This is a genomic window from Psychrobacter sp. T6-4 (assembly GCF_052258425.1).
GTDB lineage: Bacteria > Pseudomonadota > Gammaproteobacteria > Pseudomonadales > Moraxellaceae > Psychrobacter.
In genome coordinates this window covers 1-15069 of record NZ_JBQQEZ010000020.1, presented here as the reverse complement: position 1 = coordinate 15069, position 15069 = coordinate 1, and the positions used below count along the sequence as shown (strand labels likewise).

The 15069-nt window shown below is 39.9% G+C and carries 12 protein-coding genes and 1 pseudogene; 7 read left to right on the top strand and 6 right to left on the bottom strand.

The features are described 5' to 3' along the window. The first annotated feature begins 120 nt into the window (after positions 1-120). The 7 genes from ACTXGE_RS12015 to ACTXGE_RS11985 all read left to right on the top strand — a co-directional run bounded on the left by ACTXGE_RS12015 (position 121) and on the right by ACTXGE_RS11985 (position 7175). Positions 121-2169, top strand: a complete 2049-nt coding sequence (locus ACTXGE_RS12015; RefSeq protein WP_057758754.1) for a heme lyase CcmF/NrfE family subunit — start codon at positions 121-123, stop codon at positions 2167-2169. Beyond that, positions 2170-2832, top strand: coding sequence for a DsbE family thiol:disulfide interchange protein (locus ACTXGE_RS12010; RefSeq protein ID WP_114701929.1), 663 nt, complete (start codon positions 2170-2172; stop codon positions 2830-2832). Positions 2833-2915: 83 nt separating this feature from the next. Beyond that, positions 2916-3398 carry a cytochrome c-type biogenesis protein gene (locus tag ACTXGE_RS12005; protein ID WP_371532842.1) on the top strand — a complete coding sequence of 161 codons (483 nt, stop codon included), beginning with the start codon at positions 2916-2918 and terminating at the stop codon, positions 3396-3398. Beyond that, positions 3395-4675 carry a c-type cytochrome biogenesis protein CcmI gene (gene ccmI, locus ACTXGE_RS12000; RefSeq protein ID WP_114701928.1) on the top strand — a complete coding sequence of 427 codons (1281 nt, stop codon included), beginning with the start codon at positions 3395-3397 and terminating at the stop codon, positions 4673-4675. Before ACTXGE_RS12005 ends, ccmI begins: the two co-directional genes overlap by 4 nt. A 141-nt stretch (positions 4676-4816) precedes the next feature. Beyond that, positions 4817-5524, top strand: coding sequence for a signal peptidase II (gene lspA / locus ACTXGE_RS11995; protein WP_114701927.1), 708 nt, complete (start codon positions 4817-4819; stop codon positions 5522-5524). A gap of 275 nt (positions 5525-5799) precedes the next feature. Beyond that, a complete protein-coding gene (locus ACTXGE_RS11990; protein WP_131603940.1) occupies positions 5800-6132 on the top strand; it encodes a DUF3817 domain-containing protein in 333 nt (110 codons plus the stop codon). A gap of 686 nt (positions 6133-6818) precedes the next feature. Beyond that, complete coding sequence (locus tag ACTXGE_RS11985; RefSeq protein ID WP_228293274.1) at positions 6819-7175, top strand: recombinase family protein; 357 nt, start codon at positions 6819-6821, stop codon at positions 7173-7175. A gap of 234 nt (positions 7176-7409) precedes the next feature. On the opposite strand, the gene ACTXGE_RS11980 is transcribed toward ACTXGE_RS11985, so the two are convergent. The 6 genes and pseudogenes from ACTXGE_RS11980 to parA all read right to left on the bottom strand — a co-directional run bounded on the left by ACTXGE_RS11980 (position 7410) and on the right by parA (position 14970). After that, a complete protein-coding gene (locus ACTXGE_RS11980) occupies positions 7410-8993 on the bottom strand; it encodes a Fic family protein (protein ID WP_114701979.1) in 1584 nt (527 codons plus the stop codon). A gap of 164 nt (positions 8994-9157) precedes the next feature. Then, positions 9158-9754 (bottom strand): recombinase family protein, encoded by a 597-nt coding sequence (locus ACTXGE_RS11975; protein WP_114701980.1) that lies wholly within the window; start codon positions 9752-9754, stop codon positions 9158-9160. A gap of 271 nt (positions 9755-10025) precedes the next feature. After that, positions 10026-13109 (bottom strand): TrlF family AAA-like ATPase, encoded by a 3084-nt coding sequence (locus ACTXGE_RS11970; protein ID WP_114701981.1) that lies wholly within the window; start codon positions 13107-13109, stop codon positions 10026-10028. Positions 13110-13188: 79 nt separating this feature from the next. Then, positions 13189-13968 (bottom strand): annotated as a pseudogene (locus ACTXGE_RS11965) (type I restriction endonuclease subunit R, EcoR124 family); the annotation flags it as partial. Between the two features lie 150 nt (positions 13969-14118). Next, entirely contained in the window at positions 14119-14328 is a 210-nt protein-coding gene (locus ACTXGE_RS11960) for a plasmid partition protein ParG (RefSeq protein WP_162799539.1), read from the bottom strand. A 3-nt stretch (positions 14329-14331) separates the two neighbouring features. Then, positions 14332-14970 carry a ParA family partition ATPase gene (gene parA / locus ACTXGE_RS11955; RefSeq protein ID WP_114701984.1) on the bottom strand — a complete coding sequence of 213 codons (639 nt, stop codon included), beginning with the start codon at positions 14968-14970 and terminating at the stop codon, positions 14332-14334. Positions 14971-15069 lie beyond the last annotated feature (99 nt).

The following is a 15069-nucleotide window of genomic DNA, read 5'->3' as shown; positions in this document are numbered from 1 at the left end:
ACCCTTCGAAATCAATTAAAAACTAGAGATAGCAGCAGATTTCGGGGGTGGGTTCTAATAATAAAAATTCCACCGCTACAGTAAACTGCAACCGCATTAGAGTAAATAAGGTTAGACCGTATGTTGATTACAGAATTGGGCTATTTTGCCTTGCTTACCGCTTTTGTATTGGCGTTATTGCAGGTAATTCTGCCAACTATTGGTGTTATTCGTAACCAAGTTGCTTGGCAACGACTAGCCCCTAGCTTAGCTTGGGCACAGTTTGCCGCCATGATAACGTCATTTGGCGCTTTGATAGCAGGTTTTTATTATAATGATTTTAGCCTCAGTTACGTCGCGCAGCATTCCAATACGCTGTTGCCTTGGTACTATAAGTTATCGGCGACATGGGGCGGACACGAGGGCTCTTTGCTGCTATGGATGACCATCATGGCCACATGGTGTGCACTGGTATCATACTTTAGTCGCGGCTTGCCGTTATCAATGCGTGCGCGGGTATTAGTTATTTTGGCCGGTGTACAGTTAATGATGCTAACAATGCTGATATTTACCTCGTCACCGTTTGAGCGTACCTTACCCAATCTAGCGGTCGATGGCGCTGATTTAAATCCTGTCCTACAAGATTTCGGTCTGATTATTCATCCGCCCATGTTATATATGGGCTATGTGGGTATGGTAGTACCTTTTGCATTTTGTATGGCGGCATTGTGGGAAGGGCGTTTAGATGCTGCTTGGACACGCTGGTCACGTCCATGGGCGCTCGCGGCTTGGGGGTTTTTGACCATTGGTATTGCACTGGGCTCGTGGTGGGCCTACTACGAGCTTGGCTGGGGCGGTTGGTGGTTTTGGGATCCGGTAGAGAATGCCTCGTTTATGCCTTGGCTTGTCGGCTTAGCATTGCTGCATTCATTAGCAGTCACTGAAAAGCGCGGGGTGTTTAAAGCATGGACCATTATGCTGGCTATTTTCGCCTTTGCCTTAAGCTTGCTTGGCACGTTCCTGGTACGCTCTGGAGTCCTTACCTCAGTGCATTCGTTTGCCGCTGATCCGACGCGTGGTTTGGTTATCTTAGCTATTCTTGGCATTATCATCGGTAGTGGTCTATTAATGTTTGCCGTTCGAGGTTGGCGTTTAACCGTTGAAAGTCAATATCAGCTGATTTCACGTGAGTCCTTTTTAGTGATCAACAACGCCATCATTTTGATTGCAACCTTAGTGGTGCTGCTCGGCACCCTTTACCCTATTATCGCTGATGCCTTTGGTTTAGGACAAGTGTCCGTTGGCCCTCCTTATTTTAATGCATTATTTGTACCTTTAACGTGGCTGTTATTAATAGCTATGGGTATGGGCTCAAATATTCGCTGGAAAAAAGACACCCGTCCACTACTGGGTATAGGCATGGTCATCGCCGTTAGTAGCTTAGTATTAGCTGCCATTATTACTTACTTTGTTAATCCATCGTCTATGCTTAATATTGGTGTGACTTTAGCCGTTAGCTTTTGGGCACTGCTATGGATGGCAGTTGATTTTAAAGATAAAACTAAGAATGCGCCTAATCTTTTTAACGGTTTGCGGCAGTTGCGTCTGAGCTATTGGGGTCAACAGACTGCTCATATTGGCGTATTGGTTGCTGTCATTGGCATAGCCTTTACTAGTAGCCTGAGTATTGAGCGTGACGTAGCAATGGGTATTGGCGATACAGTCAATGTTCAAGGTTACGATTTTGAAGTAACTGAATTTTTTGAAATAAAGGGTAGTAACTTTGATGCAACGCAAGCGCAAGTCGTGGTATCCAAAGACGGTCGTGAAGTGGCGAAACTGACTCCAGAAAAGCGTACTTATATTATCAGCACGATGCCAACGACTGAAGCCGCTATTGACCCCAGTCTTATGCGCGATGTTTATGTCGCACTGGGCGAACCTATTGCCGATGGTAGTAACCAATGGGCATTAAGGATTTATGTAAAACCATTAATTCGCTGGATTTGGTTAGGGGCAATTATCATGGCTCTAGGTGGATTAATTAGTATGCTTGATAAACGATACCGCATCAAAAAAGTTAAAGCTCCGTTGCTAGTTACTGGTAGTTTGGCTACTGATGGAGTCAATGAGGTAGCTATTGAGCAGGCAATCTCAGCATCGACGATGTCGACACTAAAGGAGAAATAAATGACTATGTCGAATAACACTCCTGAGCAAAAAGATAGCCAAAACAGTAAGCAGCGTAACCCAAAGGCAATGAAAAAAAAGCAGATGAAGCTATGGTTCTTAATTCCGCTTATCCTCTTTTTTGGTTTGGTAGTTATATTGTACATGCGCTTAGGTAAACCAACAGACATTGTGACCAATACCGCTCTTGAGCGTCCGGTTCCTGCCTTTGAGCTGCCGTTATTAGCAGATACTACCCGTACTATCACCAATAATAATTTGCCAGATAAGCCGTTTTTACTTAATGTTTGGGGCTCGTGGTGCCCAACTTGCATTATTGAGCATCCGTTTTTAATGCAACTAGAAGAGCGCGGCATTGATATCGTTGGTGTGAATTATAAGGATGAGATTGGTAATGCGCTCAGTTACTTAAACCAAGGCGGTGATCCATTTTCTATGTCTATTCAGGATTCATTGGGTCAGTTTGCTCTAGACTTAGGCATAACTGGTGCGCCCGAAACCTTTGTTGTGGATGGAGATGGCATCATTCGTCAGCATATTGTTGGTGAGATTAATGAAGCCAATTGGCAACAGCGTGTTAAGCCGTGCCTGACCGTACTTAATGAGGCTAATAAGAACAACGATAGTCCTGATCTCATTCAGGTTGAGGAGATGTGCAAATGAACGTTACTCGAATAAGAGCTCCTCAAATAAAACTCAATATAATTTTAAAACTAGCAAGCTTAATACTAGCGTGTCTGCTTAACATGACGGCAAACGCAGCTATTGACGTATACGATTTTGATTCACCACAGCAAGAAGCTCAGTATCGTGGATTAATAGAAGAGTTTCGCTGCCCAAAATGCCAAAATCAAAACCTTGCAGCCTCTGATGCACCGATTGCACAGGATCTAAAGCAAAAAGTCTATGATTTAATTAAAGATAGACGTAGTGATGCTGAAATACGCGCCTATATGCAAGAGCGCTACGGTGACTTTATTAGCTACAAGCCGCCTATGCGACCATCGACATGGATCCTATGGTTTTTTCCACCACTATTATTGCTCGTCTTAATTGTTGGTTGGTTTTGGCAAAGTAAACGCCGCCAAGTTGTCGCCCGTGGCCAAAACGGCGTTACAGTGAACAGTACTGCTGCCTTGACCTCTGCGGAAAAGGCTGAGCTTGATCGTCTATTATCGCAAGCTGAGAATGTCGACCACGATATTACTAGCATAGAGGACAAAAAATGACTCTATTTTCTACTTTTGGCTTATTTGTAGCTCTAAGCTTGCTGATTGCTCTTATATTTGCGCTAATTGCTATTATGCCATGGCTACGAGCACCGCGTTTGCAGTCCAAACCAATAGACAATCAACTGCTAGATATTAATGTTGCAGTATTTCGCGAACGTTTAGCTGAGCTACAAACAGATAAAGACAGCGGTACTATTAATAATAGCCATTATCAAAATCAAAAGCTGGAACTGGAGCGTCAGCTATTAGATGCGCAGCGTCAGATAACACCTATGGTCACCCCTGATGTCAAAAGCCGTTTAATTGTCGCAGCTTGGATCCCAATATTGGCTGCAATGGCGTACTTACTAATAGGCAATCGTACGCCCGTGTTTGATTTGTGGACAAGCGAGGACAAAGTAGGACAAGTGGCTGATGACCTATTGACGGCTAAGATTGATAAGCCACCAAAGTGGGCGACTGAAAACGGTCGTCAGTTGATTAGCGCTATGCAGACCAACGTCCATCGTAACGCTGATGATCCTAATCGCTGGATGCGCCTATCTGAACTTTTCTTATCGATGGAGGCGACTGACTCTGCGTTAGAAGCCTTATCGCGTGCCTATCGTTTAGCACCTGATAACGAGGAGATTGCTACTACTTATGCTCAGACTAGTTTTTTTGTTAATGAAGGTCAGTTAGACGCCAATATTCGCCGTCTATTACAAGCTATATTAGCTAAGAATCCGCAGCATGAACGGGCTCAAATGCTCATGGCAATGGGTGAGACTCGTAGTAGTAACTTTGCCCAAGCGCAAGGTTGGATTAAACGCTTACAAGGCAGCATTGTGGCCAAACCAGGTGATCATACTAAAGCTTTAGCAAGCTTAGATGAGTTAAGCAACTACGTTAGCACGCAAGAAAAGCAAGCGCTAGAAGGTATTGACGTGACAGTGAAAATTAACGCTAATTTATTACCGTTAGTGAAAGCTGATGATGTGTTGTTTGTTGCGATACGTGACGTTAAAGGAGGTCCACCGTTTGCCGCCAAACGTTTACCCATTAGTATTATCAAGCAAGGTGAGGCTAGTATCCGCTTAAGTAATCTTGATGCGATGATGCCAGATCGCACGTTAAATTCAGCTCGTAGTGACAAAACTCAGTTAGCAGTCGTTGCTCGTATTAGTCATAGCGGTAATGCCATAGCAGAATCAGGCGACTTATCGGGTAATCCTATAATGATTAGCGTTGAACAGACTCAGGTTAATGTTGAAATCAATCAACAGATTCCCTAATAAAAAATTATTACCGTAAGTTTCATAAAACCAGAGCGGTAAGTGGAGCCGTTTATGAAAGTGGCGCGATTAATAATTGTATACCAAAAACATATACGTTTAACATTGTTCATTGTATAAACATAGATAAAGAAAACAACTATGACTGAATCTACCGACAGATTAGATAGTACTAAATTGAATAGCGTTGAATCGGCTAGTACTAATATTGCTGACAATAAAGTACCTATAGCTGTGAGTAGTACTCATCAATCGATTGACTCTAAAACCATGAATCATACGCCTAAAGCTATGTACGTGACTTCAGGCAACTCAATAACACCTAAAGGTAAGTTGGACAAAATGCCAAAAATGGTTGCCAATGGCAGTCGCGCTTTTATCTGGTATTTGTTGGCGATAATGGTATTAATACTTGATCAATGGACTAAGTGGTTGGCCCAAACCACATTAGCGTTCAATGACCCCGTACCGGTCATTGAACCATTTCTCAACTGGACACTCGCTTATAACTATGGGGCAGCATTTAGCTTTTTAGCCGACGCTGGCGGTTGGCAGAAATGGTTTTTCTCAGGCTTAGCTTTTGTAATGGCTATCTTTTTAACGGTTTATTTAATCAAAGCGCCACGTGCAGCCAAGCTATTATCTATGGGGTTGGCCTTAATGCTTGGTGGTGCGATTGGCAACTTAATCGATCGTTTAAGAATTGGTAAAGTGGTTGACTTTATCCATGTGCATTATGCTGATGTATGGAATTATCCTATTTTCAATGTTGCAGATATAGGTGTCTGTGTCGGTGTCGCATTGATTATAATTGACATGATATTTTTAGAAAGTAAGCGTAATAAATAAGCACATTGATGCCGATTATCACAAACAAAATGAACTAGCGTCGTAGTCACTCTATACGGAAACATACTTTTTATACTTGAGTATGTTTATAAAATGTGAACTGGAAGATAATGTATGACTGGTATAGGTACTCACTCATTTTAGGTCTTAAAACTCAATACTTAAAAGCTCTGCGTAGAGCCATTATTATAGAGACATTGAATAATCCATAAATTCTTTATTGATCATAACAAAAGGAAAATACAGTGTCACAGGCTCAGCCAACTATTGAAAAAATTCACAGCCTTAGAAAAAAACAAGAGACAGCGTTAAAAAGTCTTACCCTTATAGGCTATCTAGAAGGCACCTCTTTCTTATTATTGCTCTTCATCGCCATGCCACTAAAATATATGATGGACATTCCAGAAGGTGTGAAATACATCGGTATGGCACACGGTATGTTGTTTATTACCTATATCATAATACTTATAGGCTCAGCTATCAAAATGAAAATGCCTCTTTGGGCAATACCTGCGGGCGTACTCGGCTCACTCTTACCTTTTGGCCCATTTATATTCGATCATTTACTAAAAAAGAACTTGCAGGAAAATGTAAGTAAAGAAGCCTAGAACAAGCTCTGCTACAAATGCCACAAACGTATCTTATTACTCAAGATTATTTTTCCTAACTAAATCACAAGCCGCCATCACTCATCATGGCGACAAATGAATAACATTGAGCAGAAATTAATCACAATAAAACTTTAATTCAGACCAAGTATGAATAGCCTCACACTCCAGTTACTTTTCGAACTTATCTTACATACTATCGACAAACCCGTCTTGTTTAAAAGCTAAACAGGTTTTGTCATTCGCGATGGCTTTCCTGTTATCGTAGGGTATACCCCAAGGGAACCATCTAAAAGGCATCAAAAACCGATTAATAGACGACTTAAAATAGACTGCTGTAATGGAACTACTTATAACAGACTATTGTACGTGTTTATGTTTATCAGAGCGTGTCTACGAGCGTCTACCAAAGAATAAGATGCCAAGCGTACCAAAAACGAGCTTATACAGTTTGCTACTGATCATGATCACAAAATTGCCGCCTTCTATGTCGAAAACGAATCAGGCGCAACTTTAATACGTCCACAGTTAATGTAAGTGATCGATGATGCCTATGAAGGCGATATAATTTTGGTAGAGCAGATTGACCGCTTAGCACGTTTAAACCAAGCTGATTGGGATACTCTCAAAAGAATGCTATTAGAAAAGAATCTGGGGTAGTATCAAAAGAGCTACCGACCTCATATATGACGCCTCAATCTGAGAGCAGCACTGAATTTATGAGCAGCGTATTACAGTCCATTAATTCGATGATGCTTGATATGCTCGCTGCTATTGCTAGAAAGGACTATAAAGATCGACATAACCGTCAGGTGCAAGGTATTGCTCATGCTAAGACAGAAGGTAAATATTTAGGGCGTAGGAAAGATACCGAAAAGCGTAAGATTATTGCTAGCCTCCTAAAATCTGGGCATAGCTATTCTGAAATACAAGCTACAGCTAAGTGTTCGCGTCAGCTGATAGCTGTTATAGCTAAACAAATACTCAAATACTCAAATACTCAAATACTCAAATACTCAAATACTCAAATACTCAAATTTTAGGAGCTGTAATAATTCTTGTCAAACAAAAGTAATCTGTTATCAAAGTTCCTTTAACATATTCTATTTTTAGTAGTTTATTAGCTTGAATAGGGTCAAGAAAAATATTGATTACTTTTCAGGCTACGGTATTTTCGCCGAATCGTTTTACAAACGAATCATCATTGGAACGATAATATTGAGACTAGCTTGAGCTTGATTATCAAGGCAGACTTTCCTGCGTATAGCAGGGTTCGTCTAACTATTCAAACCATCTGCTTCATCTTTAAAGGTCTCTACAACGATAGAGAAAATATCGTCCCAAACCTCATCATTTGCCAAAAACGGATAATCCTTCAGTAGCTTATTACTTTTAGCACCCTTATTTTGTAGCATGCTGCGAATGATTCTATCGGCATAGCTGTTGGGCATCTCAACAATCTCTTTTATCGCCAGTCGTGCATGGTCATGCTTTCTTAGGTACTGTGACTCGTTATGCATCTCTTTTTCAATAACATGAGCAATCAGTCCTGATAAGTACTGAACGTGAGGCGTTAGATCCATGAAGCGCCATGCAGGTTGAATCAGGTGAGTATTTCCAAAATTTAAGTTTGAGCGAATACCATCAGGGTAGGTAACTGCCTGTTTATCAAAGCTGTAATGATCACGGATTTGCTTCATGAGCGGCACAGAGACACGGTCTAAAATCTTATCATAGGCATGCCGGTCTGAGGGATGCTCGGCAATGGCTTGTGATATAGGTAGGATAATCGGCTCATGAATGACCTGGTCTCGCCTGAGGACGTCATTAATTAAAAAGCGATGTACACGGCCATTGCCATCCGCCAGCGGATGAATATATACAAAGGCAAAGGAGGCAACCGCACTACGCATCAGTGCTGATTGTCCCTCAGTCTTTTCCATAAATACCTGTAATCCTTCTAACTTATCAGCAATGTCATCAGCTGGTGGAGCAATATAATGCACAATTTCTTTAAAGCCATTGACCTGAGTATGCGACACAAAAACTGGTGATTGACGGACACCATACTGCTGGATAACCGTTTTGCTACCGAGTATCTCTTGTTGCAACTCTGCTAGTGATTCAGGATCAAGCGGAATGTCACCGGTGCCGGTACGCCGTGCCATCACATCGGCAAAACGTTCAATGCGTTTTAACTCTTTTCCCTCACCTTCTATAGTAAAGCTGGCTTTACTCTCTCGTAGGGTCATCCATACGGAGGCGCGCATCAGTAAGTCTTGCCCAAATTCATCGTTAAGTTTGTCAACCATTGTGGCAATATCGAGTGCAGCTGCTTGCGTAAAGGCCTCTGTTTTTACCAGCATCGGACAGAAATGACGGGTTCCTGCTAGATTGTCATTGATACGCCAGCGAGCGTTCTTGATGACCTGCGAAGGACTTGAAGTAACCAACTTCTTGGTATCCAAAGCATCCACATAGTTACCGCCTATATTACTCGGTACCTCTAAATGCTTATCCATGAGCCACTCATACAAGAAAGCCATTCTACGGGCATAGCTGCCTGTCGGCTCAGCGTTTACCCATGCTTGCACGTCATTTGCCCCTATCTGCTCAAATAGACGAACCAGTAACTCTAAATTCAGTACTTCATGACGCATGTGAAACTGTAAGTGCGCAATGATAGTGTCCAGTGGACGTGCGGTTTCCTGATAAGCGTTATGAATGACGTCACCGTCTTTATAGGTTTGTCTGCGCCCACCGATACTACTGCTGACATATAAAGGCGAAACCAGCTCTATGCTGGCATAACGGACAAGCCATGCTGCGCCAATAGGATCTGAGATAGGGGTATTCATCATGAGTGGCTCAAGCGATTATAGATAAGCCATTTTGCGCAAAAACAATTATGAATGCAATATAATGATTATTATAAAGCCTTATTGCATTAAAACGATTTTCTTATGACGTTGCGATGCCTTTAAATCAAGACCAAAGGTCACGTTGAGTCGATATTTAAAATACCTCAGCTATTGACCTGCTTTAAGACACGATAAACGGTAGCTACGCCAACACCAACCGCCTTAGCGATCTCTTCTTTTGTCATATTGTTTTGACTAGCCAATGCTTTAATACGATTGTGTTTTGCGGTATTGGCTTTCTTACCAGTGGGTTTATAGCCACTGTTGGCCAATCCTTGTTTAATGCGCTCTCTACGCTTGTCATTATCAAGCTTTGCCATGGTCGCTAATAAATCGATCAGCATATCGTTAATCACTTTTAGGATCTCACCTGTCATACCGTCACTCATCGTATGTGTGGTTGGTAGATCAGCCACCACCAATCGTAAGCCCTTATCTTTAATACGCTGCTTTAGAATCGAAAAATCATCTTGAGATAGTCTGCTTAATCTATCCACGCTTTCAACCAATAAAATATCGCCTTGCTCGGCGTCCTTTAGCAACTTAGCTAAGATTGGTCTATCGAGCTTTGTACCACTGAAGTGCTCAACGTAATCAACATAGCTATCACCATAGCGGCTACTGAAGGCAACCAAATCTATTAATGCTCTAGTAGCGTCTTGATCCTTAGTGCTGGCTCTCACATAAATACGAACGGTCATAATACCTCTTTGTATCAGTTAGACTTAATAATTGATGTTCATTGATAATAGCAAGATATTACTATCATTTAATATCAAATAAAAGTCAAATGATAGATAGGTTATCGTTTAGAAGTTTTATGTTTTGGGTATAGGTTAATGATAGGCTGACTAAGGTGATAAAACCACCTTAGTCTAATTCTAGGTAGGTTGTTAGCTTCTACATAGTTGATTTAGATAATCGGTCTTTTAGACGTACATTCATAAAACAGGTATATATTAGTGTAATGCCCTACATATATTTTATTTTTCGGTTGTCAAAAGCTATTATAGTCCCTTCTAATACATCAACAGCTTTATTATTAATTATGCTGCACTCTATGGCTCCTGAAATATAACTAATATCATTGCTGTTTGAACGAGAAAATTCACAATGAATTATTTGTTCTGCATCACAAACTATCGCTAAATTAGGGTTATGAGTAACCATAATTATTTGTCTCTTTTGCTTTGCTTCAGTTAACACAGGTACGAGTAAGCTAACTATTGTTTCGTTATCCAAGTTTTCTTCTGGTTGATCTAAGATTATAGGATTATTGTCTTTATCAACCAGGAGGTAGAAGATCAAAAGTAGAGCGCCTCTTTGTCCTGGTGAAAGCTGTTCTATTTGTGCATCCTGAAACATCAAAGTATATTGAGGTTTTAGATACTCTAGCCCAAATATGAAATCATAGACTTCATTAGCATTACGATCTTTCTTTAGTAAAGATTGTATGCCTGGTAGTTTTGAAGCTTCCTCAAGCCTCCCATGTAGTTCTTGAACTAAATTTATAAGAGAAGGTTTAGAACTTATATCATGCTTATCCATTAATTCTCTTAGTACCGCTAAGCTTTCACTCTCCCCTCTAAAATCACCGGCAGTTTGTTTAACCATTAAAAACAATCTATCGTAGATCATATCTAGGTTGCTTTTTAATTCTGACTGAAACTGCAGCTTATATTCGTTGCGTATTAGAGAATTACTTTGAATTAATTCTTGAACAGGTTTGAATAGAGCCTCCCTGCTGATACGTTGTTCATCTAGAATATCAAAAATTTGTGCGGTGATTGAAATTCTTTGGGTTTGCAACTCATCTCTTTCAATTGGCAAATCATTTAATTTTTCGAGCTGATGCTCCAATCCCAGTATTGTCTCAGGTAGGTCGTTTGATCCGACTATTCCAGCCTGTTTTTCTTCCCAAGTATTTAATAATTCTAGGTACTGCTGATAAGCCTGCTGTGGTCCATTTAATCTTGTATTTAAAGCGTTTCGTCTTAAAATTAAAATGTTTTTATTGATATCAAGATTTGCATCACTAGCTTTAATTCTTGTAATTTCAGTAGAAATATTAGTATCTGTTTCTGACAATATCAGCTCATGTACTTCTAACGAAAGCAAGCTTTCTAGAGTTAAATCTAAAGTTACCGCATCAACCAAATGATCACTTCTAAACTGACTCAGAGATCTTTCAACAACCTCAATTCCTTCTTTTATATTTAAATAAGACTTCTTCTTTGAAGCCAACTTAGTCAGCTTAATCTTATTTTCTTCTTGTTGTATATAGATAGCTTCTAATTGCCGATTTACATCTGTTAATTCGGCAGAGACTTGCTGTTGTTCTGCAGAAGACTCGATGGTTGGTTCAGAGACTTCCTCAGGTTTAGCCTTTGAATGCTCTTCAAGCAACCTATTCTTTTGAGTCAATTTCTCGCTAATCGTATTACGAGTTACGTCTGACATCTGTCCTTCAATATATGATATCTGATGATTGATCTTATGTAACACGCTTCTTAAACTATCAAAATTACTCCTCAGCGCACTTTCTTGTTGTTCGATAAGTTGTTCAAAATTATGGGCGCCTAGCCTAGTAGTTTCATTAGCATGAGAGAAAATAACAGCCCTCAATTCCTGTTCAAAAGAATTGGATTTACCGTCGACATGATCGTTACATAGCTCTTCAAAGTGTCCTTGAGGTATATACTTAACAAACTCAACATGTTCAATTTCTGGATCATCATTTAGGTTTTTTTCTAAAACTTGTTCATCTCCCCACATCAATTTTGCAATGAAATGTTTTGCAGGTACACCCACTTTGCCTCTGAAACGGTTTTTCTTTAAGAAAGAGAAATGATGACTTTGTTTTGAGTTGCCTACTAACGCAATAATATCTGCTAGTGCGCTTTTACCACTTCCTTTATTACCAATAATAGCAACCAAATCATTGTTTAACGTTAGTTTAGTATTTTCTAACCAGCGTTCATTAAATGCCGACAATGGAACTTTTGTCACCTCTAGCTTATCTATGAATATACTTCTATTTTCTCTTATCAACTTTAATTTGGGGGGCACTGCACCTATAAAAGAGCGTTTTGCAGGCTCTTTTATTGCTTGTTGTAATCCTTGGAAAGTTGGATTAGCTTTTATCCAAGTAGCTTTTCCTGAAGGGTAATCACCATATCCTCGTTGATCATCATTTCCTTGAATACCAATGAACCGATGCGCATCACTGCCAGAAACAGCTAGTCTTGGAGTATTATTTAATGCTATTTGGAAGTCATCAAACCACCGCTCATTTTTAGTGGTCTTAATACCAGAAAAAGCCTCCCAAATGCTAATATTTCTAGTCTCGAATATTGGCGAAGTTTTGAATAATCCTAAAACGTATACATAATGAGCATTACGCTCTATTCCAGTTAAACCATCACTAGTATCAAAAGGCATAAAACCTATAGCTTGTTTATTTTTTACTTTTGTTATGGCTTCCTTGTAACTTTCACAATTCAATTCAGCCATTATTGAACCAGCTTCTAGAGCATAATTTGTATGATCTAATACCCTAGATATATCTATGCCATGATGCCTTAACTTATCTTCAGGAACCGAACGAGCATAATCAATAAGAGCATCATTAGATAAATTTCTACATCCATCTCCTGGGAACTCTAGCTTCAAATTAGCTTTAAAATCTATGAGCTCTTGGTCTTTAATATTGTCAGAGAAAATTACATGTGCGTTTAATCTTCCTCCTTTTAGGGGTGACATTAGACGTAATTCTATACCAGGAAAAACTGTTTTTTCTAACTTTGGAGCATCGTCCTGCTTCAATCGATGCTTTAAAGCAAACCAACCATCAAAAGTCCAATAATCCATTATTGCAAATACTGCTGGTTCTGCTGAATTGAGTGCATTTATCATCTGATCAACTAATGGCGCATTTCTAGGATCACAAGGATCACTATTGAACTTCTGCCCAGTCCAATGAAACGATGCTGGCGTATGTATATGCAGATCCCATTTTCGCCATTCAGATCCATTAGGGTATTCACTGTTAATCATTAATACTTCCTATTTTTTAATGAACTATCTAGAATTCTCGATAAACATGATTTATTTGCAGAGCTTTCTATTGATTTAGCTAAACCTTCCCACCCACACCTTTAAACTTCTCAACGAAAGCTGCTATTTTCTGCAGAACACTTTGCTTCTTGGTCAGATACTGCGGGTTGAGAGGGTTTAGTTTAGGCAAGATAGCATTCAACTCTGTACCGTTCTCACTGGCGTACTCACGCTTTAGAGAAGCGGTAATATAACGCTTAGCAGCATCTTCATTCAGATTCTCAGCCGCAATCATATCTTTGACTTCACGTTGCTGCTCTACCTGAGCATAGCTAAAGAAGGCATCGATAATGCTGGATTTGTCAGGGATATTATCCAAGTTAGTTTGATTGATAAAATCTACCACCAAGCTTTCTTTGGCTCGGTTGCCAAGGCTTGCTCGAATCAAACGACGTACTTCTTCAACCAAAGCAGACTTGTCCTTGGTGTTTTTATTATGCTCAAAAATTAGCTCAAGGATATAATCTAGATTGATCTCCTGTGATTTGAGCAAGTCTATTTCAAAGACAACCTCATCCCAATCAATCGAAGACTCATCTTGCTGGTCACCCGCCTTTTCACGACGTAGCCAATCGCGTATATCGTTATAGGTTGAGCGATAATCTTGTACGGTACGTTCAGCAGGCACTTTAATAGTTTGCATAGCGGCTATCTCATCATCGTTTAGGTAATGCTCATCCTTAAACGTCTCAACAGCGTCAGCATCGGTCACATCCAAGTCTTGCAGTGCTTTTAGGCTTGCAAACTCATCATAGTTTTGTAATATATTCTCGACACGTAAATACTCCCCGAATAACAGAGATAAGACTCCTTCATCATCTGCTACCACACCATCGACCATATACAGATCTATATCTGTTTTAAAACTTGATAAAGCCATTTTATGACTTTCAATAAACATTTAGCATGATCCTTTATTCTGAGCTACTTTATTTGTAACTTACAGAAACTACCGTTCAACTATTTTCTCATCAATCATTTCAGTTAATAGCTCAGTCACTGTCTTTCGGTTATCAAGCGCAAACTTTTTGAATGCAATATACTTATCTTTGTCAATGTTAAAGTTTACTCGTGCCGTTTTTTGAGGACTATCGGTCACGTCTGACAAAGATAACTCATCTTTTACCTTCTTACTGGGACGACCTGCTGCTAAGCTCATCATTTACTCCTTATCAAAAAATGTTTTAACTTCATTAACCAATACCGTCATTTCTTGTACTGCATTACTGTTCACTGACTCAGTATCAAATACGGTCTTGCCTAATGCTGCGCTATTTGGATAACTTACACGCTGCATAATTCTACTATCTAACACAGGTAGACCGTACTCTAGTAAAACTGAAGCCACTTCCTTACCAATATTAGTATTCTGGATTGCCCTAGACACTACAAAGGCTGCTTTTAGTTTACCGTCAGTCATCTCTATACGCTGCTTTACTAAGTCTACTAAATCGCTAGTCGCCCAAACATCGTATGGGCTAGGCTGTACAGGAATTAATACAAAATCAGCTGCTTTAATTGCAGATAAAGCCAAACTAGTTGCTTGTGGTGAACCATCAATCACAACATACTCTTTATCAGAGACATTTTTTAGATCTTTATCAAGCGTAGGTCTATCGAGACCTATCACTGGTACTGGATTATCTTCATCTACAGCTCGCCAATCACGTGCACTGCCCTGCTGGTCACTATCTACTAGCAATACACTATGTCCTTGCAGCTGCAAGCCACGAGCTAATTGAGTGGCAATAGTTGTCTTGCCACTGCCTCCTTTTTGATTCAACACAGCAATGACTTTCATAGAGCAATCCTAATTTTGAGTATTTGAGTATTTGAGTATTTGAGTATTTGAGTATTTGAGTATTTGAGTATTTGAGTATTTGAGTATTTGAGTATTTGA

What these genes read in the sequence shown, in the direction of transcription:
- ACTXGE_RS11980 (WP_114701979.1), bottom strand. Translation starts at nt 8,993, where the DNA reads ATGATGAATACCCCTATCTCAGATCCTATTGGCGCAGCATGGCTTGTC.
- ACTXGE_RS12010 (WP_114701929.1), top strand. Translation starts at nt 2,170, where the DNA reads ATGACTATGTCGAATAACACTCCTGAGCAAAAAGATAGCCAAAACAGT.
- parA (WP_114701984.1), bottom strand. Translation starts at nt 14,970, where the DNA reads ATGAAAGTCATTGCTGTGTTGAATCAAAAAGGAGGCAGTGGCAAGACA.
- ccmI (WP_114701928.1), top strand. Translation starts at nt 3,395, where the DNA reads ATGACTCTATTTTCTACTTTTGGCTTATTTGTAGCTCTAAGCTTGCTG.
- ACTXGE_RS11960 (WP_162799539.1), bottom strand. Translation starts at nt 14,328, where the DNA reads ATGAGCTTAGCAGCAGGTCGTCCCAGTAAGAAGGTAAAAGATGAGTTA.
- lspA (WP_114701927.1), top strand. Translation starts at nt 4,817, where the DNA reads ATGACTGAATCTACCGACAGATTAGATAGTACTAAATTGAATAGCGTT.
- ACTXGE_RS12015 (WP_057758754.1), top strand. Translation starts at nt 121, where the DNA reads ATGTTGATTACAGAATTGGGCTATTTTGCCTTGCTTACCGCTTTTGTA.
- ACTXGE_RS11970 (WP_114701981.1), bottom strand. Translation starts at nt 13,109, where the DNA reads ATGATTAACAGTGAATACCCTAATGGATCTGAATGGCGAAAATGGGAT.
- ACTXGE_RS11985 (WP_228293274.1), top strand. Translation starts at nt 6,819, where the DNA reads ATGACGCCTCAATCTGAGAGCAGCACTGAATTTATGAGCAGCGTATTA.
- ACTXGE_RS12005 (WP_371532842.1), top strand. Translation starts at nt 2,916, where the DNA reads ATGACGGCAAACGCAGCTATTGACGTATACGATTTTGATTCACCACAG.
- ACTXGE_RS11975 (WP_114701980.1), bottom strand. Translation starts at nt 9,754, where the DNA reads ATGACCGTTCGTATTTATGTGAGAGCCAGCACTAAGGATCAAGACGCT.